The 22,111-nt window shown below is 31.7% G+C and carries 22 protein-coding genes and 2 tRNA genes; 9 read left to right on the forward strand and 15 right to left on the reverse strand.

Annotated elements, in window-relative coordinates:
- Nucleotides 1-22 precede the first annotated feature (22 nt).
- Both purL and ACIQ16_RS02715 read right to left on the reverse strand, forming a co-directional pair.
- The gene (purL, locus tag ACIQ16_RS02710; protein WP_396148439.1) at nt 23-3,709 is read right to left on the reverse strand and encodes a phosphoribosylformylglycinamidine synthase; all 3,687 of its coding nucleotides are present in this window, start codon (nt 3,707-3,709) and stop codon (nt 23-25) included.
- Nucleotides 3,710-3,831: 122 nt separating this feature from the next.
- Nucleotides 3,832-5,379 (reverse strand): hypothetical protein, encoded by a 1,548-nt coding sequence (locus ACIQ16_RS02715; protein ID WP_396148440.1) that lies wholly within the window; start codon nt 5,377-5,379, stop codon nt 3,832-3,834.
- Nucleotides 5,380-5,617: 238 nt separating this feature from the next.
- Here ACIQ16_RS02715 and ACIQ16_RS02720 point away from each other — a divergent pair, with 238 nt between their 5' ends.
- The 3 genes from ACIQ16_RS02720 to bshB1 are packed head-to-tail and all read left to right on the forward strand — an operon-like array spanning nt 5,618 to nt 7,872.
- Complete coding sequence (locus tag ACIQ16_RS02720; RefSeq protein ID WP_396148441.1) at nt 5,618-6,043, forward strand: PaaI family thioesterase; 426 nt, start codon at nt 5,618-5,620, stop codon at nt 6,041-6,043.
- Entirely contained in the window at nt 6,043-7,110 is a 1,068-nt protein-coding gene (locus tag ACIQ16_RS02725) for an isochorismate synthase (RefSeq protein ID WP_396148442.1), read from the forward strand. Before ACIQ16_RS02720 ends, ACIQ16_RS02725 begins: the two co-directional genes overlap by 1 nt.
- 45 nt (nt 7,111-7,155) lie before the next feature.
- Nucleotides 7,156-7,872, forward strand: coding sequence for a bacillithiol biosynthesis deacetylase BshB1 (gene bshB1, locus ACIQ16_RS02730; RefSeq protein WP_396148443.1), 717 nt, complete (start codon nt 7,156-7,158; stop codon nt 7,870-7,872).
- A gap of 63 nt (nt 7,873-7,935) precedes the next feature.
- On the opposite strand, the gene ACIQ16_RS02735 is transcribed toward bshB1, so the two are convergent.
- Nucleotides 7,936-8,568 carry a porin family protein gene (locus ACIQ16_RS02735; RefSeq protein ID WP_396148445.1) on the reverse strand — a complete coding sequence of 211 codons (633 nt, stop codon included), beginning with the start codon at nt 8,566-8,568 and terminating at the stop codon, nt 7,936-7,938.
- 114 nt (nt 8,569-8,682) lie between these two features.
- Entirely contained in the window at nt 8,683-9,258 is a 576-nt protein-coding gene (locus tag ACIQ16_RS02740; protein WP_396148447.1) for a hypothetical protein, read from the reverse strand.
- Nucleotides 9,259-9,513: 255 nt separating this feature from the next.
- On the opposite strand from ACIQ16_RS02740, the gene ACIQ16_RS02745 reads away from it, so the two are divergent.
- The 4 genes from ACIQ16_RS02745 to lpxD all read left to right on the forward strand — a co-directional run bounded on the left by ACIQ16_RS02745 (nt 9,514) and on the right by lpxD (nt 12,315).
- On the forward strand, nt 9,514-9,675 hold the full coding sequence (locus tag ACIQ16_RS02745) for a hypothetical protein (protein WP_396148449.1): 162 nt from the start codon (nt 9,514-9,516) through the stop codon (nt 9,673-9,675).
- Between the two features lie 444 nt (nt 9,676-10,119).
- A tRNA-His gene (locus ACIQ16_RS02750) sits at nt 10,120-10,195 on the forward strand.
- A gap of 99 nt (nt 10,196-10,294) precedes the next feature.
- The gene (locus ACIQ16_RS02755; protein WP_396148451.1) at nt 10,295-11,197 is read left to right on the forward strand and encodes a site-specific tyrosine recombinase; all 903 of its coding nucleotides are present in this window, start codon (nt 10,295-10,297) and stop codon (nt 11,195-11,197) included.
- Nucleotides 11,198-11,316: 119 nt separating this feature from the next.
- The gene (lpxD, locus tag ACIQ16_RS02760) at nt 11,317-12,315 is read left to right on the forward strand and encodes a UDP-3-O-(3-hydroxymyristoyl)glucosamine N-acyltransferase (RefSeq protein ID WP_396148453.1); all 999 of its coding nucleotides are present in this window, start codon (nt 11,317-11,319) and stop codon (nt 12,313-12,315) included.
- Nucleotides 12,316-12,340: 25 nt separating this feature from the next.
- Here the strand turns inward: lpxD and ACIQ16_RS02765 are convergent, their stop codons facing one another.
- The 9 genes from ACIQ16_RS02765 to ACIQ16_RS02805 form a co-directional block, all read right to left on the reverse strand.
- A complete protein-coding gene (locus ACIQ16_RS02765) occupies nt 12,341-12,916 on the reverse strand; it encodes a transposase (RefSeq protein ID WP_396148455.1) in 576 nt (191 codons plus the stop codon).
- A 93-nt stretch (nt 12,917-13,009) separates the two neighbouring features.
- A complete protein-coding gene (gene scpA, locus ACIQ16_RS02770; RefSeq protein ID WP_396148457.1) occupies nt 13,010-15,133 on the reverse strand; it encodes a methylmalonyl-CoA mutase in 2,124 nt (707 codons plus the stop codon).
- A 1-nt stretch (nt 15,134) separates the two neighbouring features.
- A complete protein-coding gene (locus tag ACIQ16_RS02775; RefSeq protein ID WP_291241307.1) occupies nt 15,135-15,425 on the reverse strand; it encodes a type II toxin-antitoxin system RelE/ParE family toxin in 291 nt (96 codons plus the stop codon).
- Complete coding sequence (locus ACIQ16_RS02780) at nt 15,415-15,651, reverse strand: hypothetical protein (RefSeq protein WP_396148460.1); 237 nt, start codon at nt 15,649-15,651, stop codon at nt 15,415-15,417. Before ACIQ16_RS02780 ends, ACIQ16_RS02775 begins: the two co-directional genes overlap by 11 nt.
- Nucleotides 15,652-15,705: 54 nt before the next feature.
- Nucleotides 15,706-17,070 (reverse strand): methylmalonyl-CoA mutase subunit beta, encoded by a 1,365-nt coding sequence (locus ACIQ16_RS02785; RefSeq protein ID WP_396148462.1) that lies wholly within the window; start codon nt 17,068-17,070, stop codon nt 15,706-15,708.
- 38 nt (nt 17,071-17,108) lie between these two features.
- Nucleotides 17,109-17,462 (reverse strand): septum formation initiator family protein, encoded by a 354-nt coding sequence (locus ACIQ16_RS02790; RefSeq protein ID WP_353078428.1) that lies wholly within the window; start codon nt 17,460-17,462, stop codon nt 17,109-17,111.
- Nucleotides 17,462-18,073 (reverse strand): uridine kinase, encoded by a 612-nt coding sequence (gene udk / locus ACIQ16_RS02795; protein WP_353170921.1) that lies wholly within the window; start codon nt 18,071-18,073, stop codon nt 17,462-17,464. The genes ACIQ16_RS02790 and udk overlap by 1 nt, the downstream gene beginning before the upstream one ends.
- A gap of 102 nt (nt 18,074-18,175) precedes the next feature.
- Nucleotides 18,176-18,862, reverse strand: a complete 687-nt coding sequence (gene folE, locus ACIQ16_RS02800) for a GTP cyclohydrolase I FolE (RefSeq protein WP_396148464.1) — start codon at nt 18,860-18,862, stop codon at nt 18,176-18,178.
- A 182-nt stretch (nt 18,863-19,044) separates the two neighbouring features.
- A tRNA-Pro gene (locus tag ACIQ16_RS02805) sits at nt 19,045-19,119 on the reverse strand.
- A gap of 105 nt (nt 19,120-19,224) precedes the next feature.
- On the opposite strand from ACIQ16_RS02805, the gene ACIQ16_RS02810 reads away from it, so the two are divergent.
- Nucleotides 19,225-19,647, forward strand: coding sequence for a hypothetical protein (locus tag ACIQ16_RS02810; protein ID WP_396148465.1), 423 nt, complete (start codon nt 19,225-19,227; stop codon nt 19,645-19,647).
- A gap of 1 nt (nt 19,648) precedes the next feature.
- A complete protein-coding gene (locus ACIQ16_RS02815) occupies nt 19,649-19,942 on the forward strand; it encodes a DUF721 domain-containing protein (protein ID WP_396148467.1) in 294 nt (97 codons plus the stop codon).
- 92 nt (nt 19,943-20,034) lie between these two features.
- Here the strand turns inward: ACIQ16_RS02815 and ACIQ16_RS02820 are convergent, their stop codons facing one another.
- On the reverse strand, nt 20,035-20,454 hold the full coding sequence (locus ACIQ16_RS02820; RefSeq protein ID WP_396148469.1) for a nucleoside-diphosphate kinase: 420 nt from the start codon (nt 20,452-20,454) through the stop codon (nt 20,035-20,037).
- A 72-nt stretch (nt 20,455-20,526) separates the two neighbouring features.
- A complete protein-coding gene (gene bshC / locus ACIQ16_RS02825) occupies nt 20,527-22,107 on the reverse strand; it encodes a bacillithiol biosynthesis cysteine-adding enzyme BshC (RefSeq protein WP_396148543.1) in 1,581 nt (526 codons plus the stop codon).
- Between the last annotated feature and the right edge of the window lie 4 nt (nt 22,108-22,111).

Raw genomic sequence — 22,111 nt, forward strand, 5'->3', positions numbered from 1 at the left:
GAAACAGCCCTTTTTGTATGTATTACTTTTTGTTGTCAACCCACTTTCTAGCATTCACAAAGGCTTCTAACCAAGGTGAAACTTCATCTTTTTGATTTCTGTCTGGATAATTTGCCCAATTCCAAGGGAACGTAGAACGCTCAATATGAGGCATCATAACCAAATGTCTTCCAGTTGTGTCGCACAGCATCGCCGTATTATAATCCGAACCGTTTGGATTGGCTGGATACCCTTCGTAACCATATTTTGCAACTATATTATATTGATTTTCTGGCATTGGCAAATTGAATTTTCCTTCACCGTGTGAAATCCAAACCCCTAAAGTAGCACCTTCTAATGTTGAAAGCATTACCGAGTTGTTTTTCTGAATTTTTACAGAAGTAAAGCCACTTTCGTGTTTGTTTGAATCGTTATGTTTCATTTTTCCATGCACGTCATGCTCTGGATTAATTAACTCTAATTCCATCATCAATTGGCACCCGTTACAAATTCCTACAGAAAGTGTATCTTCTCTTTTGAAGAAGTTTTTTAAAGCAGAGTTTGCTTTTTCATTGTATAAAAAGGCACCAGCCCAACCTTTAGCGGAACCCAATACATCTGAATTAGAAAAACCACCCACAGCACCAATAAATTGTATGTCTTCTAAAGTTTCACGTCCCGAAATTAAATCGGTCATATGAACGTCTTTTACATCAAATCCTGCTAAGAACATTGCATTTGCCATTTCTCGTTCAGAATTACTTCCTTTTTCACGAATAATAGCTGCTTTTGGTCTTGTACCAGCAGGAATTACAGGTAATTTACCATCAAATTGCGATGGAAATGTAAATTGTAATGCTTGTTTATCAAAATTATCAAAACGTTCTTTTGCTTTGCCGTTCTTCGTTTGTTTTTGGTCAAATAAATATGATGTTTCAAACCAAGTTTTTCGGTACGTGGCAATATCCAAATTCCAAGTTCCAAATTCCAATTTTCCAGTATTTGTAACTTCACCAAGATTGAAAAATTCTACTTTATTTTCATTCAAATAAGCTTCAAATTCTTCATTATTAGCAGGTTGAACGACAACACCAATATTTTCTGAAAATAATATTTTGACTAAATCTTTTTCTTCAAAACAATCAAAATTTAATTTCATACCTGTTTCCTCAAAGTTTGAGGTTCCCCCTTTGGGGGTTAGGGGGCTGAAACATAATTCTAATAAAGTGGTAATCAAACCACCACTTCCAATATCGTGTCCGGCTTTAATTTTTCTGTCTTTAATTAACTCTTGTAAGGTATTAAATGCTTTTATGAAAAACGCAGCTTCTTTTATAGTTGGCGTTTCATTTCCAACTTTATTTTGCGTTTGATAAAATGAAGAACCACCTAATTTAAAAGTATCTTGTGATAAATTGATGTAGTAAATATTTCCGCCATTACGTTGTAAAACAGGTTCTACTACTTTAGTGATATTCGAACAATTTCCAGCTGCCGAAATAATAACCGTTCCTGGTGCAATTACTTCGTCATTTGGGTATTTTTGTTTCATGGATAAGGAATCTTTTCCTGTTGGAATGTTGATTCCCAATTCGATAGCAAAATCAGAACATCCTTTTACGGCTTCGTATAAACGGGCATCTTCGCCTTCGTTTTTACAAGCCCACATCCAGTTTGCCGATAAAGAAACCGAAGCTAAACCGTCTTTTAAAGGTGCCCAAACTAAATTTGAAAGCGATTCTGCAATGGCATTTCTACTTCCTGCAACCGGATCAATTAAAGCTGAAATAGGAGCGTGCCCAATAGAAGTGGCAATTCCTTCTTTTCCTTTATAATCTAAAGCCATTACACCTACATTATTTAAAGGCAATTGTAACGGACCTGCACATTGTTGTTTGGCTACTTTTCCACCTACACAACGGTCTACTTTATTGGTTAACCAATCTTTACAAGCCACGGCTTCTAATCGTAAAACGTGATTTAAATAGGTTGGAATTTCACTGGCTTTATATTCCGAATTACTATACTTTCTAGTAATTGTTTTGTCGTTCATTATGGTTTTTGGCGAACTTCCAAAGAAATCTTCTAAAGCATAATCCATAGGTTTTTCACCTGTCGATTTTGATTCAAAAGTAAATCTATGGTCGTTGGTTACATCACCCACTTCATACATTGGCGAGCGTTCTCTATCGGCAATGCGTTGTAACGTTTCGATGTCTTTCTGACCAATAACCAAGCCCATTCTTTCTTGCGATTCGTTTCCGATAATTTCTTTCGCAGATAGGGTAGGGTCGCCTACAGGTAATTTATCTAAATCAATTAAACCTCCTGTTTCTTCTACCAATTCCGATAAACAATTTAAATGTCCACCTGCACCGTGGTCGTGAATAGAAACTATCGGGTTGTTATCGCTTTCCACCAATCCACGAATGGCATTGGCAGCACGTTTTTGCATTTCTGGATTGGAACGCTGAATGGCATTTAATTCAATTCCTGAACCAAAAGCACCTGTGTCTGCAGAAGATACTGCGGCACCACCCATTCCAATTCTATAATTTTCTCCACCCAGAATGACAATTTTATCACCTGCTGTTGGTTTCTTTTTTATCGCTTGGTCTAATTTTCCATAGCCAATTCCACCGGCTTGCATAATTACTTTATCGTAACCTAATTTGCGCGCTGCTTCTTCGTGTTCAAATGTTAAAATAGAACCCGTAATTAACGGTTGTCCAAATTTATTTCCAAAATCGGATGCTCCGTTTGAGGCTTTAATTAAAATATCCATTGGCGTTTGGTACAACCAAGGGCGAGCTGCCATATCGTTTTCCCAAGGGCGATTTTCTGCTAAACGAGAATACGATGTCATATACACCGCTGTTCCTGCTAAAGGCAAAGAACCTTGACCTCCAGCTAAACGGTCACGAATTTCTCCTCCAGAACCGGTTGCAGCGCCATTAAAAGGCTCAACAGTTGTAGGAAAATTGTGTGTTTCTGCTTTTAATGAAAGTACGGAATCAAATTCTTTTTCTTCGTAAAAGTCGGGTTTGTCAGCACTTTTTGGTGCAAACTGTGTTACTTTTGGACCTTTAACAAAAGCCACATTGTCTTTATATGCTGAAACGATATCATTAGGATTGGTTTCAGATGTTTTTCTAATTAATTTGAATAACGAGGTTGGTTGTTCTTCGCCATCTACAACAAAAGTTCCGTTGAAAATTTTATGACGGCAGTGTTCTGAATTGGCTTGTGAAAAGGCAAATATTTCAGAATCGGTTAATTTTCTACCTAATTTAGTTGAAAGATTGTTTAAATAATCGACTTCTTCAGCGCTCAATGCCAAACCCTCTGTTTTGTTGTACGATGCAATATCGTCAATTTCTAAAATAGGTTCAGGTTGAATATGTATGGTGTAAATTTCTTGATGTAATGCTGTATATTTTTGAAACAACATTGGATCAAAATCATTAAAATCTGAACTTACTTTTTCAAATTCTTCAATTCTGATAATTCCTGAAATGCCCATATTTTGCGTAATTTCAACGGCATTTGTACTCCAAGGCGTAATCATTGCGGCACGAGGTCCAACAAAATTTTCAGAAATTGTTTTGTTGTTTATTTGTTGTGTTTCCCCAAATAACCAGTTAAGTTTTTGGATGTTTTCGGTAGAAATTTCAGATTGAGACTGAACTGCAAAAACGGTATTGCTTTGGTTTCCAAAGAAAAAAATCATAAAGTTGAGTTGCTTGAACTGAATGTTATTTCAGTTGTGTTAGTTGTTTCTGATGCAAAGTTAAACTTTCTTCTTAAAGTATAAAAAAAAAAGAGTGGTAAAAACCACTCAAAATTTTAAAATTAAGGTAAATATTCATAGGCACCTATATCGGAAGGATTTGTTCGGGTTGTTCCAAGGATATCTAACGGAAATGAATACGTAAAATTGGCGTTGTTTCTGCAAATGGAATTCTCATTAATTCGGAAATCATTTAGGCTTACATTTTTAAATCCTGGATTGTTTGCTGTTGAATTTGTTGCGAAAATACATCCTACGTATTTTGAAGTATTTGTAGAAAATTGGTATAACGGATTCGCACTAATTTGGTTGTTATAATCAATAAATTTAATCAAGCAATTATCAAATTTATAGTTGAATATGGCTCCTGTTTTTTCTAAGGCGATACCAAAATTACTGGATCCATAAAATATACAATTTTTAAAATTGGCTTGCGTTAACGACGTTTGAATCGTGCTGCTTATATTTTCATTAGTTAACACCAAACTGGTTTGATTTGGAGAATTCCAATAATTGGCAAACGTACAATGCGTAAAGTCGTAACTTCCTCCATACGTACAAGCTAAGCTGGCTTGACCACAATTATTAATCACTACATTTTTACCTGAGATATTACCAGTTCGGGCTAAAATTCCCACATTGGCACAATTGTAAATTTGTACATTCATCATATCAATAGTCGGAGTTGTGGTTCCATCATTATTTGAAACTAACATACCAACAGTTGCATTTTTAATGGTTAAATTTTTTATAACATTTTGATTGCTACCTCCCATAAATAATACGGCTAACCATTGCCCAGCTACTTCGCTATAATTGGATTCTAAACGATCGCCTTCAAAAATTACTTCGTTTTCTAAATCTTCGGTTGTAGATAAATTTCCATTAACTTGTAAATGCGCATTTGCAGCAACAATTAAACCTGAATTAGCGTGAAAGTGCACCCTTGCTCCAGGATCAATAACAAGTGTTTTTGTTTCTGGAATTTTAGCAAAACCGTATATTACATAGGGTTTTGTATTGGTCCAATGCAGCTCGTTTCCGTTTATGGCATCTGTCTCACTTAAATTGGTTCCTGTAATGTTTGCGGGTTCTGTGTTTGTCCCTAAATTAATTTGTTCGTAGGTGTAATTATTTGGACTACCCGTTCTTTCAGGATAAATAAAAACAGCATCTTGAATCAACGTAACCAATTCTACTTTTTGATAATTATTCGTTTCGCCAAACTCAATTCTATCGGTATATAAAAAATCTGTTGGATTTGCATTAGCTATATTTGAGGTAATTTCTATAAATACAAACAAGCTGTCTTTGGCTAAAAGTTCTACATTTTCAAACTCTTTTCCAGGTATTCCATCCACCATTAATCGGTAATTTGAACTTTGCCCTTTTCCTAATCGCACTTTTGGAATAGAGATGTTTTTGTTGCTATTGTTGTACACTTTTAGCGTATAGGTGCTTGAACCAATATTTGTAAAAACGGTATCTAAATACACGGTTTCTTTGGAAAAAGTTAAGGTACCAATACTCGATTCAAAATCAAGCTCATTTCTGCAGGATGTAAAGCAAAAAGTAGTAATTAAACCAAGTATAAGTATAAACTGACGCATATTTATTTTTTTTATTTATGTTTTTTTATTTGCCACGAATTGCCGAATTTTTGTAATCTTAAAATATGAATTTAATTCAAATTAATTATCGACAAAGTCGATACGAATTATTTTTGAACAAATTTTTAATTCGAAAATTCGTGGCTATAATTTTTATAATTATATAAAACGAAAAAATGTTCGTTTTGGTATATTTTTATAGAAATATAAATTTGTAACTTTGTAAAAATAACTATTTATGTTTAATAAAGAAAAATTTTTAGCACTTTGTAACGAATGGTCTAAAAACACATTAATGGAAACGCTTGAAATAGAGTATATTGATGCTGGTGAAGATTTTCTAAAAGCAAAAATGCCAGTCAATTCAAGAGTACATCAACCCATGGGATTGTTACACGGTGGTGCTACAGTGGCTTTAGCAGAAAGTGTGGGAAGTGCCGCTTCATTACTATTCATCAATCCAGAAAAACAAGAAGTTCGTGGTATCGAAATAAGTGCGAATCATTTACGTAGCAAAAGAGAAGGAACTGTTTTTTGTACGGCAAAAATTATACATAAAGGTGCCAGTATTCATTTGTGGGAAATTAGAATTGTGGACGAAAACGACAAATTAATTTCTTTATGTAAATTGTCTAATATGGTTTTATCAAGAAGAGTTAAGTAATGAACTTATTAGAAAAAGCCCTTTTTTATTTTCAAAATCAATTGCCTTTTGTAGTGTATGCGAAACCAGATGATGTTGTTTTACAAGGTGTTTTTCAAAAAAATGATGCTTTACACGTGTTTGAAAATCAAAATGGATTTGTTTTTGCTGGTTTTTATAACGAAACAAATGTTGTTTTTCCATTAACAGATTCCGAAGTTTTTCAGGAAGAAATTATTTTTAATGAAGAAGCGCAAACTTTTAATTTAGAACATACTTCTGTTGAAAACGCTCAAAAATCATTTGAGAATTTAGTTCAAAAAGCGGTTTCGGAAATTGAAAATGGAACGTTTCAAAAAGTCGTCGTGTCTCGTAAAATTGAAATTTCGCAATCAGTAGATGTTATAAAATCGTATCAAAAACTTTTAAAAACGTATCCAACTGCTTTTCGATATTTGTGGTATCATCCTCAAGTGGGATTATGGATGGGCGCCACACCAGAACAATTGACAAAAATTAATAACCATACTTTTGAAACCGTTTCTTTAGCAGGAACGCAAGTGGTTTCAGAAAACGTAATTTGGCAAGAAAAAGAAGTTAAAGAGCATCAATTGGTTACCGATTATATAAAAAATAGTACAGAAAATTTAGTTGAAAATATACAAATTTCGAAAGCATACACGCAGAAAGCAGGAAATGTAGTACATTTAAAATCAGATATTTCAGGGAAATTAAAATCGGATATTTCTGAAAACGATTTAATTAATGCTTTACATCCAACTTCTGCAGTTTGTGGAATGCCTTTACATATTGCCAGAAATTTTATTTTAGAAAACGAAAAGTACAATAGAAAATATTATTCTGGTTTTTTAGGTGAATTCAGAATGCAAGAACAAACGAATTTATTTGTAAATTTGAGGTGTTGCGAGTTTGTAAATTTCAATAACAATGTCAATAGCAATATCAAAATGCAATTTGAAGTCAATATTTACGTAGGTTGCGGCATTACAAAAGACAGCCAAGCCGACAAAGAATTTATAGAAACAGAAAATAAAGCCAAAACGATTTTGAGTGTTTTATGTTATTAGTAAAACCTTTTAACCATATAAACTAATACCTTTTAAACCAAAAATATGAAATTAGACATATTAGCTTTCGGGGCACATCCAGATGATGTAGAATTAGGTTGTTCAGGAACACTTGCCAAAGAAATTTCTTTAGGTAAAAAAGTTGGAATCATCGATTTAACTCGTGGTGAATTAGGAACTCGTGGAACGGCTCAAACAAGAGATGAAGAAGCTGCTGAAGCTGCGAAAATTTTAGGTGTTTCAGTTAGAGAAAACTTGAATTTCAGAGATGGTTTTTTTGTGAATGATGAAGCACATCAAATGGAAATCATCAAAATGATTCGTAAATACCAACCAGAAATTGTGTTGTGTAACGCTATTGCAGACAGACATATCGACCACGAAAAAGGAAGTAAATTAGTAAGTGACGCTTGTTTTTTATCCGGTTTAACTAAAATTGAAACCGAACTTAATGGCGAAAAACAAACGCATTACCGACCAAAATTGGTCTATCATTACATACAATGGCAATCTATTGAACCCGATTTTGTAGTGGATGTTTCCGAATTTATGGATGTAAAAATGAAAGCTGTAAAAGCTTATGCAACCCAGTTTTATAATCCGAATTCTAACGAACCCAATACACCAATTACTTCAAAAAACTTTTTAGATAGTATTGAATACCGTGCTATGGATTTAGGACGTTTAGTAGGTGTAGCCTTCGCTGAAGGTTTTACTGTTGAAAGATATTTGACAGTCAATAGTTTAGGGGATTTGAAGTAAAATATAAAAATAATGTTTTATTCATATATGTTTCTTTTAATTGCTTACTATTAATATGAAATTCTATAATCTGTAACCTATAGAAAATTGAATTACATTGTTTTTTAAACCAGTACCAAATAAAGTATTGTTACCATTCAATATATTGGATAAACCATAATTATATCTAACATCAGCAAAAATTTCCTCAGTAATATTATAATTTAAACCTAAATTAAAACTGTAACTAATAGTTTTATATAAATTCTTAATGTCGGTTTCATCGCTACTATTAAGTATTTCAAATTGATTTGATTTGTTTTTTTGTGTTGCTTTTATTAAATACCCAATTTGTGGTCCAGCAATTATTGAAAACTTATCTATAAAGTTATATTTAACAGTAATTGGAAGATTTAGATAATATAAACTTATTTTCAATCTTTTCTGGCTAATAGGTTCATAAAAGTTTTGTCGTAAGGAATATTCAAATTCTGCACCTTGCATAGAAAGTAATAATTCTGGTTGGATGGTTAGTTTATCATTTAATGTAATTTCTGCGAAACCACCCACTTGAGGACCAATAAGTGATTTATTTGTAATACTACCATCAAAACTCGAAATGTTTACTCCAGCTTTTATTCCATAATTGATATTTTGTGAAATACAATTTGTTAGTGTAAAAATTATAAAAAACGTGTATATTAAATTATTCTTCATTTTATTTTTCTGTGTAAGTTAATCAATAAAAAAATAAATTATATTTTTAAAAAGAATAAATTCTCAACCTACATTTTTTTGAGATAAGATTGAGAATTTCACATTTATTTCAAATTATAGTAATAGTATTAACAATAGCCAAGCTCCTGAACCAACACCAAAACCAGTCCATATTTTTTTCTTTTTAGTTTTATGTGCTTGTTTTGTGTACGCTCTATTGTAATCATTATTTTTCATTAATTCACTATCCTTATAATTTAAATTTTCATCTGATGGTTCAGTTGAAGAACATGCTATTGCAGGAATCAATCCTAATACTGGACTTGTTAAAATTGTAGCAGCAGCTGTCCATCCCGCGCCTGATGATTTTCCTTTATAATTAGTAATAGCATCTTCTTTTCCTTTAATTGACATGTCATTAGAAGAGGCATTTGCAGTTACTGAGTTTTGTACTTCATTAAAGATGTCTTTTGAACCATTTTCATAGCGTATCATTAATACATCTGACTTCAATAATGTAAATAATGGTCCATTTAGATTATCAAATTTTCTGTATTTAATTTCATTTATAGTAACCTCGATAACTTTAGCCTTAATATCTTCACTTGTTTTTTTTGTAATCATATCTTGTGAAAAGCTATTAGTTAATGTGCAAATTGTAATTACTGTGTTAAAAATTATTTTTCTCATATTTGTTTTTTTTTGTTTCCTACTCTTTTGGTTTTTCAGTTTCACCTCGTTTTTAATGGTTTCTGAACTCCATTATTATAATTGATTGAATTTTATTTTTCATCCAGAAATGTTGGTTCTCTTGTATGTAGCATTTTATCAATTTTATATTTGATATTTTTTATTATTATTTTTCAAATATAATAAAAAATCGGTTATATACAACGTATTGAAAACAATCACATACATTTAATTAGATGAAAGTAATTTTCCAATATGGAAAAAAGAGTTCGAAAAACACCAATAAACTCAGAAATTATAAGTCTTGGTAAGCGTATTGAAGAGATAATAAAGCTGAAAGGTTTGAAGACAAGAGAAGTTGCACATGATGCTGATCTTGATGTGGAAAACTTACGAAAGTACATTAAGGGAAAATAAGAGATGAAAGTTTCAACTATGCTTAAGATTGCTAAATCTTTAGGGGTGTCAGTATCTGATTTGTTTGATTTTAGTACAATTATTTAGGGAGATTGGCACCAGATGAATTATTTTGGTGGGGGTTTTGGTAGGGAGAAACCAATTCTTTTGCGCTCACATCTAATAATAAAATTAGTTAGAAATTTTGGAAAATAATTTTTTTTAGTTCTATTATTTAATCGTTTTTATTATACATATTCTATTTTTCCTGAAATTATTTAATACTTCTTTTTTTGTTTATAAATTGTAAATGATTAATTTATATAACTTAGGTTTCTTATAGCAAAGAATTAATTACAGAAAGATATTTGACAGTCAATAGTTTAGGGGATTTGAAATAAAATAATTATTTTTTTCTTTGCAAGTATGAAGTTTAGTGTTATATTTGCACCCGTATTTATACATGGTGGTTGTAGCTCAGCTGGTTAGAGCATCGGTTTGTGGTACCGAGGGTCGCCGGTTCGAACCCGGTCTTCCACCCAAAGCCTTACAGAAATGTAAGGCTTTTTTTATGCCTTACTTTTAATAAGTATTGCAACAGAAAATGGAAAGCTATATCTTAGCCTAAATTCAAACTCGAATGCCAAATTGGAATACCTACATAAAAGAATATCAAAATTATTTACGATTGGAACGTGGATTGTCTCCGAATACGATTCAAAATTATAGTTTTGATATTGAAAAATTAGTAGGTTTTTTGACAGAAAACAACTTAGAAGTTTCTCCAATACAAATTAATGAAGAACAGGTACAACAATTTATTTATACCATTTCTACTCAAGTGAATGCACGAAGTCAATCCAGAATAATTTCTGGTTTAAAGAGTTTTTTCAATTATTTAATTTTTGAGGATTATCGAAAAGATACTCCACTTGAATTAATTGAAGTCCCAAAAACAGGAAGAAAATTACCCGATACACTTTCTACAGAAGAAATAGATTTATTAATTCAAGCCATAAATTTAACTTCAGCAGAAGGAGAACGCAACAAAGTAATGTTAGAGACTTTATATAGTTGTGGATTAAGGGTTTCGGAATTAATTACCTTAAAAATATCGGATTTGTTTTTTGAAGAAGGATTTCTGAAAATTACAGGAAAAGGAAACAAACAACGTTTTGTACCCATAGGATTGCCCACGCAAAAACTAATTTTAAATTATAAAAACTTCATTCGTACCCATTTGTCAATTCAAAAAGGACACGAAGATACGTTGTTTCTCAACCGAAGAGGAAAACAACTAACACGTGCAATGGTTTTTACGATTATTAAAGATTTAGCCGTAAAAATAGATTTAAAAAAGACCATTTCGCCCCATACTTTCCGACATTCTTTTGCGACACATTTATTAGAAAATGGCGCCGATTTACGTTCTATCCAACTGATGTTAGGTCACGAATCGATTACAACAACTGAAGTATATATGCATTTAGATAGAAAATTTTTAGCAGAAGTGATGCATTCTTTTCATCCAAGAGGGAAATAGATTTAAAGATTCAATTACTCAACTTCTTGTTGTAAAAAAGTAAAAAATTTTCATATTAATTAGTTTTGATGTAAATTGGGGCAAAATATTGCTATTAAAATCATTAACTACTACATCAAATGAAGACATATTCTATTGAAGAAATAAATCAGGTATTAAAAGGGGAAATTGTTGGACATACAAACACGCTAATTACAGCTCCTGAACAATTAGAAGAAGCAAAAGAGACTGAGATTTCTTTTATAGGAAACAAGAAATACGAAAAATTTTGGGCTACATCATCTGCTTGTGTAGCGGTTGTAAATCAAGATATAGCTATTGAACCAGGAGAAAATCGTGCCTTTATAAAAGTGTCAAACGCCGATTTGGCGATGTCACAAGTATTGGAAATGTTCGCTCCACCAGCCCCTGTTTTTACTGTAAATATTCATCCAACAGCAGTTGTTGATGCTTCTGCAACTATCGGAAATCATACAAAAATAGGAGCTGGGGTATATATAGGTCCTAATGTTAAAATAGGCGAAAACGTACTTATTTATCCCAACGTAACCATTTTAGATGAAAGCACGATTGGAAATCATACCACCATTTGGTCGGGCACTGTTGTTAGAGAGCGTTGCCATATTGGTAGTCATTGTATTGTACATCCAAATGCAACTATTGGTGCAGATGGCTTCGGTTTCCGTCCAGATCCAGAAAGAGGATTGGTGAAAATTCCGCAAATTGGAAACGTTATTATTGGTAATGGTGTAGAAATTGGTGCCAATTCTTGTGTAGATAGAGGGAAATTTAGTTCTACAATTGTTGGAGATGGCTGTAAAATTGATAATTTAGTACAAATAGGTCATAATAGTAAATTGGGTAAATTTTGTATTATGGCAGGGAACTCTGGATTGGCAGGTTCTGTTACGTTAGGAAATGGCGTAATTATTGGAGGTAGTGCTTCTATTAAAGACCATACTGTAATAGGTGATGGTGCGATAGTTGGTGCAGGTTCAGGTGTTACTGGAGATATTCCTGCAGGAAAAACAATGTTGGGGTATCCAGCAGTAGAAGCCAGAGACGCATTAAAACAATGGGCGATTTTGAAAAGATTAGTAAGGGATGCTAATAAATAGAAAATTAAACCTGTCAGGTTTAAAATTAGAAACCTAATACATTTTCAATTTCAAAATAATTGCCTTTTTCTTGATGTACATTTTTAAAATTATCTACATCATTGAATATTTCAATTACTTCTTTTCTTTTTAGTTTTGTTGGCTTTTCAGAAAGACAACTAATATAAGAACTCCAAGGATATTCAATAGGGTGGGAACAAATTTTATGATGAACTGGATTGTTATGTATATAAGCTATTACATTTTGTAAATACATATCAAAATTAATTTGTTTTCTTCTAAATGGTCTTTCAAATAAGGCACCATGGCGGTTATATCTTTTATTAAATGCCTTTGTGTAAGCATTAAATAAATTTGAAAACGATTGTGAAGGTAAAATGATTTTTTCTTTATTGATTTCAGAAAGCTCTTTAATCCTAATTAAGAAATGAAAGTGATTTTTCATTAAACACCATGCGAAAGTTTCAGCAATTGGGTCAATATGAGTTTCGAAAAGTTTAAGAAAGTGTTCGTAGTTTTCTTTTTCTTTAAATAGTGTTGTACTATTTATTCCACGATTGTAAATATGGTAATAGTTACCGTGTTCTAAGGCTTGTATCATAATTGTTTGGCGTTTATTAAGATACAAATATAAAAAATGTTTCGATAATTACAAACCTGTCAGGTTTTTGAAACCTGTCAGGTTTGAATACGTTTAATCCTCAATAAGAACCTCTAAAATACTGATTGCGGCTTCACTGATTTTAGTACCAGGACCAAAAACAGCAACTGCTCCAGCATCGAATAAAAATTGATAATCTTGCGCTGGAATTACGCCTCCAACAATTACCATAATATCTTCGCGACCATATTTTTTTAGTTCTTCAATTACTTGAGGTACTAAAGTTTTATGTCCTGCAGCTAATGAAGATACACCTAAAATGTGTACATCATTTTCCACAGCTTGTTTTGCTGCTTCGGCAGGTGTTTGAAACAAAGGCCCAATATCTACATCAAAACCTACATCGGCATAACCTGTAGCGACTACTTTTGCACCTCTGTCGTGACCGTCTTGCCCCATTTTAGCAATCATAATTCTGGGTCTTCTACCTTCTTTTTTAGCGAATTCGTTGGCTAATTGTTTTGCTTTTTCAAAACTCTCATCGTTTTTTATGGCTTTACTATACACTCCACTTATCGATTTAATTTGTGCTTTATGACGTCCAAAGACCACTTCTAAGGCATCACTAATTTCTCCTAAAGTTACTCTGTTTCTGGCGGCTTCAACAGCAATAGCTAATAAATTGCCATTTCCTGTTTTGGCACATTCGGTCAAATCTTGTATGCTTTTTGCTGCTTTAGCGGTATCTCTTTTTGCTTTTATTTCAGCCAATCTTTCAACTTGTTGGTTGCGCACCATATCGTTATCTACATCCAAAATATGTAACGGATCTTCTTTTTCTAAACGGTATTTATTTACGCCTACAATAATATCTTGAGTGCTATCAATTCGAGCTTGTTTACGTGCGGCGGCTTCTTCAATTCGTAATTTTGGTATTCCTGCTTCAATGGCTTTCGTCATTCCGCCTAAGGCTTCCACTTCTTCAATTAAAGCCCACGCTTTTTCTGTAATTTCTGCGGTTAAACTTTCCACATAATAACTTCCTGCCCAAGGATCTACTGTTTTACAAATTTTAGTTTCTTCTTGTAAGAAAATTTGCGTATTTCGAGCAATTCTTGCCGAAAAATCTGTTGGTAACGCAATGGCTTCGTCTAAGGCATTGGTATGCAAAGATTGCGTCCCACCAAAAGCAGCCGCTGCTGCTTCAATTGTAGTTCGAGCTACGTTATTAAATGGGTCTTGTTCGGTTAAACTCCAACCCGATGTTTGACAATGGGTACGTAATGCTAATGACTTTTCATCCTTAGGGTTAAATTGTTTTAGTAATTTTGCCCAAAGCATTCTTCCCGCACGCATTTTAGCAATTTCCATAAAATGGTTCATTCCAATTGCCCAAAAGAAAGATAGGCGAGGCGCGAATTCATCAATTTTCATACCTGTTGATAATCCTGTACGAATATATTCTAAACCATCTGCAAGTGTATATGCTAATTCAATATCGGCAGTTGCACCTGCTTCTTGCATATGATAACCAGAAATGGAAATGGAGTTAAATTTTGGCATATTATTACTCGTATATTCAAAAATATCGGCAATAATTTTCATAGAAGGCGATGGTGGATAAATGTACGTATTCCGAACCATAAATTCCTTCAATATATCGTTTTGAATGGTTCCTGCTAATTGGTTTGGCGCTACGCCTTGTTCTTCTGCAGCTACAATATAGAAGGCCATAATAGGTAAAACGGCACCATTCATAGTCATAGAAACCGACATTTCGTCTAACGGAATTTGGTCGAAAAGAATTTTCATATCTTCCACCGAATCAATGGCTACGCCTGCTTTACCAACATCGCCTTGCACTCTAATATGATCTGAATCGTATCCGCGATGTGTAGCCAAATCAAAGGCAACAGATAATCCTTTTTGTCCGGCTGCTAAATTACGTCTGTAAAACGCATTACTTTCTTCAGCTGTTGAAAAACCGGCATATTGACGAATTGTCCAAGGTCTTCGAACATACATTGTGCCGTAAGGACCTCGTAAGTTTGGTGCAAAACCTGCTCCAAAACCAATGTGTTCTAATCCTTCAATATCTTCTTTGGAGTAGGTTTTTTTTAAATCAATGTTTTCGGCTGTGTGGAAGTTAGTTTGATTACTTTCAACTTTCGACTTATGACTTTTGACTAATTGTATATGTTGTATGTTTTTTCTCAATTTAATATATGTTTAAATCGCTGTCTTGTGATGAATGACAAATTTGTTTTATTACTACTATGTTTTGATAAATGGTATAATGAACAAGATAAGGAAAAGATTTAAAAACCATAACTCTTGTGTTGTCATATCTATTTTGAAATAATAATGGATTATTTCTTATTCTACTTAAGCATTCTTTAAAAGATTCATTAAATTTAATTCCTAATTGTTTATTAATATTTTTATACCAATTTAAAGATGTTTTATAATCTTCTTTTGCTTCGTCAATAATAACAATCTTATAATTCATTCTCAATCTCATTTAAGAAATCATCAATATTTGTAACGTTTTCTGGATTTTTTAAATATTTTTCAGTTCTTTCTCTTACTTGATCCATTTGCCATTGAGGAATGTTGAATTCCTTATTTTGAGAAGGTAAAATGATTACATCTACTTCTTCAGAACTAAAATCTTCCGGAAGTGTAATGCTAATTTTATGGTTTTTTACCGTAACTGTTTGTCTGAATGCTTCCATAGTACTTTAATTTAAATTCAAATATAATGAATTTTATGATTGAGGAATCTATTTTTAGATTGTCTCTTGTGCCAAACGTTCTTGTTCTACTTTTTCGGCTAATCGTTTTTCGATAATAGGTACAATTAGCGTTTTTCTATCTTTTGTTTTTACGAAAGGAAACAACTCTATATCGTGTTTCATTTTGTCGTTTGGATTTGGATATTTGTTTGTTCCCAATAAAATTTCTTTACCAGAATCAAACAATCCTTGTTCTTTTAGTGCGCTCTCTGAAATTTTTCTTTGAATAGTGCCTTCAATTAATTGTGTGATAAAACCACCATTGGCTTCAATTTCTTTAAATACTTCTAAAGCTTTTTCTGCTAATTGGTCAGTTAAAGATTCAATATAATATGCGCCATCTGATGCATTATTTACTTTGTCGAAATAACTTTCTTCTTTCAGTATTAATAACTGATTGCGTGAAATTCTGTCGCCAAACTCGTTGTCTTTATGATAAATGGCATCGTATGCTAAATTAGAAACCGCATTAGCTCCACCTAAAATTGCCGACATACATTCGGTTGTAGTTCGTAACATATTTACATTATAATCGTAAATTGTTTTGTTGCGTTTTGTGGGTGTTGCTATGATATGACAATCAAAATTATAATTGTATTCTGCAGCTAATGTATTGAAAAGTAAGCGTAAAGCTCTAATTTTAGCGATTTCGAAAAAATAATTTGTGCCCACACTAACTTCAATAGAAATTGGCTGATTTATTTTTGAAATTCTATTGAAATATTCATTACAATGTGCTAAAGTATATGCCAATTGTTGCACCATATTGGCACCAGAATTTTGATAAATTCCAGATTGTATCGTTAAAAAGGGAATAGTAGTATTTTTTGAAAGTTCATTCAGTTGTTGAATATCTGAGTTTAGGTTTTCATACCAATTTCCATCTCTGCATAGTTGGCCTATAGCATCAATTTGAATGATAAAATTACACCCGTTTTTAGCTGAAAAATTATTTAAAATTGCAACATACTCTTGTGATAAAAAAGGCAAAAAGAAATAATATACCACACTTTCTACGGGTAAATTTATCATTAATTTTGATAGTTCTATTTTGTCTGATTCAATGGTAAAACGAACACTTTCAGCACCGCGTTGTAGACTTTCTTTTGCTTTTTTGTTCGACATTTGCACATCGTGAACATAAATATTTTGCAAAATTTTAAATTCGGTAGCGTTGCTATTTGTTGGATGATTTTTAATTTCTTCGTCAGAATGATAAAAAGGTTTTACTTTTATACCTTCTAAACTTTCCCATATTAGGGTATCATTATAATCGGCGCCTTTTAGTTCAAATTGAATTTGTTGTTTCCATTGTTTAGATGAAACAGCATCAAAATCTTGAAATAATTGTGTTTTCATTGATTTGTTTTTGATTTGAAAACTTATTTTTTTGAAGGTTACTTTTTTGCTTCAAGTAAGCTGTCTTTTATTTTATCTTCTTCAAATTCTATGATGTAAATATCTTCGCTATCTTTTTTCATAAAGTATTTTTCGCGGGCATATTTTTCCGTCATATTATCATTTTTCAGATTTTTTATTTTTACACTGTCCTTAGCAATTTCTGACTTGTAATATTTTTTATTGTCATTTAATTCATCAATCTGACCGTTTAAAAAACGATGTTCAAAATAAGAATAGTTATCAAAAAATAGCATCCATACAATGAAAGCAATCAATGTTATAGCGTATTTATTTCCTAAAAAACTTAGAAAAGGAAATTTCTGAACTAGTATTTGAATTTTTTTAAACATTATTTGTCAATCCGTTGATTAATAACTGCTCTTACAACATCAATGGCAACCGTGTTGTATTTGTCATTTGGAATAATGATGTCGGCAAACGCTTTTGTCGGTTCAATAAATTGCTCGTGCATTGGTTTCAAAGTGGTTTGATATCTATTTAAAACCTCATCCATATCTCTACCTCGTTCTGCTATATCTCGTTTTAAACGACGTATTAATCGTTCATCAGAATCGGCGTGAACAAAAACTTTAATATCAAACAAATCACGAATTTCTGGATTTGTAAAAATTAAAATTCCTTCTACAATTACTACTTTTCTTGGATGAGTGCTTATGGTATCATCCGTTCTGTTATGAGTTACAAAAGAATAAATTGGTTGGTCAATAACTTTACCAGCTTTTAAATCTTTTAAATGCGCTATTAATAATTCAAAATCAATAGCACGTGGGTGATCAAAGTTAATTTTAGTGCGTTCTTCGTAGGATAAATTGTTGGTTTCTTTGTAATAAGAATCCTGAGAAATTACGCCAACTTCTGTAGAAGGCAATTCGTTCATAATTTGATGTACAACTGTAGTTTTTCCACTACCAGTTCCTCCAGCAATACCAATGATAAGCATAAATAGCATCTTTAATTTACACAAAGATAGAAATATATACTATAAAAAAAATTCTATCTTTATAGAAAAGATAGAATTTTATTAACTATTTTTAAATGAAAATTAATTATTGATTAATTGTAATAATTCATTTATTTTTTGTGGTGTATTAAATGCTCCATTAAAAGATGTGGTGACTGTTGAAGAACTTTCGTCTTGAACGCCTCTTGAAGATACACAAAGATGTTTGGCATCTATAATAACAGCTACATCTTCTGTTTCTAAGGCAATTTTTAAATCTTCGGCAATTTGCATCGTTAATCGTTCTTGAACTTGAGGTCGTTTTGCGTAATACTGGACAATTCTATTTAATTTAGATAAGCCAATTACTTTACCAGAAGAAATATATGCTACGTGTGCTTTACCAAAAATAGGTACAAAATGATGTTCGCAATTAGAATAAAAAGTAATATTTTTTTCTACCAACATTTGATTGTACTGGTATTTATTTTCAAAAAGTGCCATTTTAGGCTTATTTTTTGGATTTAATCCTGAAAAAATTTCTTCAATGTACATTTTTGCCACTCGTTCTGGAGTTCCTTTCAAAGAATCATCGGTTAAATCTAAATCCAAAGCTTTCATAATTTCAGTAAAATGAAAAGCAATAATTTCTTTTTTTTCAGTGTCCGATTTTGAAAATGCGTTAGCTACCATTGGCGTTTCTAACGAAGTAAATAAATGGTCATTTCCTATATCTTCTACGGATATATTTGTAAGCATGTTGTCTTCAATCATAAAGTTTGATTTCATAAAATTTATTTTGTTTAACAAAAGTAATAAATAATTAAACAAAAACTTAATTTATAAGTAATTAATTTTCTAATAGTGCTATAAATAATAAATATTGAAAAAAAATGTTAGTTGTGGATGTTATTTTGAATATTGATTTATTACACAAAAAAAAACGACCTCAATATAATTGAAGTCGTTTGTCGGGGTGGCAGGATTCGAACCTGCGGCCTCCTGCTCCCAAAGCAGGCGCGATAACCGGGCTACGCTACACCCCGTGATTGCGAGTGCAAATATACTCTTTATATTTAAACTTCAAAATGATTTTCAATTTTTTTATTGGACAAAATAATTTTACATTTACCCAACTTTACATTTTATTTATGAAAAAATATTTTTATGTGTTATTACTTCAAATTGGTTTAATTTCTTGTACGTCTAAACCATCTAAAGAATCCATTGTAAAAATAAATGGGTACTGGGAAATAGAGAAAGTGGTATTTCCTGATGGGAATAAAAAAGCATATCAAGTAAATGAATTTATAGATAATATTAATTTAAAAAACTCAATTGGAACTCGTCAAAAAATAGCGCCTCAGTTAGATGGTTCATTTCTTAAAGGTGCCATACAGGATAAAATTAAGGTTATTGATAGTGCAGGTTGTTATTTCTTGAAAACGCAAGCTAATTTTACCAAATGGGAAGAAAAAATTATCTCCGTTTCAGATGATGAATTAGTTTTAGAAAATGAAGCAAAAATTACCTATTATTACAAAAAATTTGTGCCTTACAGTAAAAGAAAATAAAATGAAACGATTTAATGACGATTTTTCTATTGGTGATGTAATGAAAGAGTTTATGAAATCTACGAAGCTGGAAGCGGGTTTAGATATCATAAATGTTAAAGAAACTTGGTATAAAATGATGGGTCCGGCATTTAAAAATTATACGCAACAAATTGAATTAAAAAGACAGACTTTATATGTACAATTAAATTCTTCAGTTGTAAAACAAGAATTAGAATACGGAAAATCCAAAATCATAAAAATGCTTAATGAAGAACTTGGAAAAGATTTGATTAAAGAAATTGTTTTTAGGTAGAAAATGTAATGGGTGTAAGTTATTAGTTTATAAGGTATAAAAAAAGGTGATTTGAAATTTCAAATCACCTTTTTTTATACGAAATACTATTTTTAGAATTGCTCTCTTCCAGCGAAGTGGAAAGCACTTTCGATAGCAGCATTTTCATCTGAATCTGAACCGTGAACGGCATTTTCTCCAATTGAAGTAGCATATTTTTTACGGACAGTCCCTTCAGCAGCATCAGCAGGGTTTGTAGCGCCAATTAAAGCTCTGAAATCTTCTACTGCGTTGTTTTTTTCTAAAATTGCAGCAACAATAGGTCCGCGAGTCATAAATTCTACTAATTCACCAAAGAAAGGTCTTTCTGAGTGAACCGCATAAAATTTCTGAGCATCTGCTACAGTTAATTGCGTTAATTTCATAGAAACGATTCTGAAACCGCCTTCTGTAATCATGTTTAAAATTCCACCGATGTGTCCGTTTTCAACACCATCTGGTTTAATCATTGTAAATGTTCTATTTGTAGCCATTTTTCTTAAATTTTTTGCAAAGGTACTATTTAATTCCAAATTGCAAAACGGTTTTTATAAATCAATACCGCTTTATATCTTAATTAATTTAAAACAGGCTTCTAATGGATTCGATTGGGAAATGATTTCATTAATAAAAGTTTGCGAATAAAATACGCTAAAATTACTTTTTCGTTCTTGCAAACTTCCGTTTGGAAATAATTGATTTTGTATTTCGGTTATGCGTTCTAATTTTTCAAAATGAATTCGTTTTTCTGCTTTTAAAAGTCGTTTTTCTAAATTATTTAGTCCTTTTATTTGTTTAGCTTCTTGTGCTTTTACAGCACCCGTAAACGATTTATCGGTTTGTTCTGCAATTTTTAATAATTCAGAAAACTGTTTTCTTAACGTATCTTTTTGTTCAGAAAAATCAATTTTTATATTTGATAATTCTTTGGTTTTTTTATTAACTAATTCTTGATTTGATAGAAATAATTCTTCAAATGAAACGCTTAAATTGGCTGATTTTGACATTAATTTGTCTGTTGCAATTACAAACGAATTTCTAAGAATTAATATTGGAAATGTAACCTTTTGAGCTTCAAAATTATTTTTAAGTTCTAACCAATACGCTATTTCGCCACCTCCGCCAATGTATGCTAAATTTGGCAATATGACTTCTTGATATAACGGTCTTAAAATCACATTTGGACTAAATTTTTCAGGAAAATTTTTTAACTCTTTTAGAATTTCAGTTTCTGAAAATTCAATTTCTGTATTGTTAACTTTGTAAATATTGTTTTCAAAAATAATTCGTTCACGTAAATTATCTTCAATGTAAAACAAGTTGATTTCTCTTGGATTTACTTGTACTGCGTATTCATTTAATTGTGCAATTGTTTTAGAAACAGCAGCGAAAGAATTTTGATGAAGTAATTCATCTTGAACATATGGTGCGAAAAGTGATTTCAGATTTTTATCATCGCCATCAATAATCACTAAACCTTCTGTTTTAAATAATTCATTTGCTAAATAACGTGTTGCATCAGCTAAATTTGTATGTTTTAAATAGGTTTTTTTAAACAGATCTTTTAGATATTCGGCTGTTTCGCCAACTCCAATAACTTCAGAAAACGAATCATAAACGTTATTTAAACCATCGGTTTTTAATCTTCCAACAGGTCCAAAACTATCTTTTTCCCATTTGATTTTTTGGTCGTTAAAATGAAAATGATTTATTTCTTCAAAATCGTGATCTTCTGTCGCCATCCAATAAATAGGCACAAAATTATAATCTGAATATTTTTGTTTTAATTGCTTACATAAATTAATTGCCGAAGCAATTTTATAGATTAAATATGCAGGTCCCGAAAACAAATTTAATTGATGTCCGGTTGTAATGGTAAAGGTTTTCTCCGATCTTAATAATTCAATGTTGGATTGAGTTTCTGGAGATATTGGAAAATTCGAATTCTGATTTTTTAACGCTTCAGCTAAAATTAATCGATTTTCTATGCTATAATTCTTAGTTTTTTCATCTATTTGGGTACTAAAATTCTCTATTCGAGGAAACCTATGATATAGTGATTGTACTTCTGGTTTTTCATCTAAATAATCTACAATTAGTTTAGAAAAATAACCCGATTTTTGATACGAAATACAATCTGTTGGCATAATT

The organism is Flavobacterium sp., assembly GCF_044360715.1.
GTDB lineage: Bacteria > Bacteroidota > Bacteroidia > Flavobacteriales > Flavobacteriaceae > Flavobacterium.

Coding starts and splice junctions, on each gene's coding strand:
- purL (WP_396148439.1), bottom strand. CDS start 3,709: ATGATTTTTTTCTTTGGAAACCAAAGCAATACCGTTTTTGCAGTTCAG.
- ACIQ16_RS02715 (WP_396148440.1), bottom strand. CDS start 5,379: ATGCGTCAGTTTATACTTATACTTGGTTTAATTACTACTTTTTGCTTT.
- ACIQ16_RS02720 (WP_396148441.1), top strand. CDS start 5,618: ATGTTTAATAAAGAAAAATTTTTAGCACTTTGTAACGAATGGTCTAAA.
- ACIQ16_RS02725 (WP_396148442.1), top strand. CDS start 6,043: ATGAACTTATTAGAAAAAGCCCTTTTTTATTTTCAAAATCAATTGCCT.
- bshB1 (WP_396148443.1), top strand. CDS start 7,156: ATGAAATTAGACATATTAGCTTTCGGGGCACATCCAGATGATGTAGAA.
- ACIQ16_RS02735 (WP_396148445.1), bottom strand. CDS start 8,568: ATGAAGAATAATTTAATATACACGTTTTTTATAATTTTTACACTAACA.
- ACIQ16_RS02740 (WP_396148447.1), bottom strand. CDS start 9,258: ATGAGAAAAATAATTTTTAACACAGTAATTACAATTTGCACATTAACT.
- ACIQ16_RS02745 (WP_396148449.1), top strand. CDS start 9,514: ATGGAAAAAAGAGTTCGAAAAACACCAATAAACTCAGAAATTATAAGT.
- ACIQ16_RS02755 (WP_396148451.1), top strand. CDS start 10,295: ATGCCAAATTGGAATACCTACATAAAAGAATATCAAAATTATTTACGA.
- lpxD (WP_396148453.1), top strand. CDS start 11,317: ATGAAGACATATTCTATTGAAGAAATAAATCAGGTATTAAAAGGGGAA.
- ACIQ16_RS02765 (WP_396148455.1), bottom strand. CDS start 12,916: ATGATACAAGCCTTAGAACACGGTAACTATTACCATATTTACAATCGT.
- ACIQ16_RS02775 (WP_291241307.1), bottom strand. CDS start 15,425: ATGAATTATAAGATTGTTATTATTGACGAAGCAAAAGAAGATTATAAA.
- ACIQ16_RS02780 (WP_396148460.1), bottom strand. CDS start 15,651: ATGGAAGCATTCAGACAAACAGTTACGGTAAAAAACCATAAAATTAGC.
- ACIQ16_RS02785 (WP_396148462.1), bottom strand. CDS start 17,070: ATGAAAACACAATTATTTCAAGATTTTGATGCTGTTTCATCTAAACAA.
- ACIQ16_RS02790 (WP_353078428.1), bottom strand. CDS start 17,462: ATGTTTAAAAAAATTCAAATACTAGTTCAGAAATTTCCTTTTCTAAGT.
- udk (WP_353170921.1), bottom strand. CDS start 18,073: ATGCTTATCATTGGTATTGCTGGAGGAACTGGTAGTGGAAAAACTACA.
- folE (WP_396148464.1), bottom strand. CDS start 18,862: ATGAAATCAAACTTTATGATTGAAGACAACATGCTTACAAATATATCC.
- ACIQ16_RS02810 (WP_396148465.1), top strand. CDS start 19,225: ATGAAAAAATATTTTTATGTGTTATTACTTCAAATTGGTTTAATTTCT.
- ACIQ16_RS02815 (WP_396148467.1), top strand. CDS start 19,649: ATGAAACGATTTAATGACGATTTTTCTATTGGTGATGTAATGAAAGAG.
- ACIQ16_RS02820 (WP_396148469.1), bottom strand. CDS start 20,454: ATGGCTACAAATAGAACATTTACAATGATTAAACCAGATGGTGTTGAA.
- bshC (WP_396148543.1), bottom strand. CDS start 22,107: ATGCCAACAGATTGTATTTCGTATCAAAAATCGGGTTATTTTTCTAAA.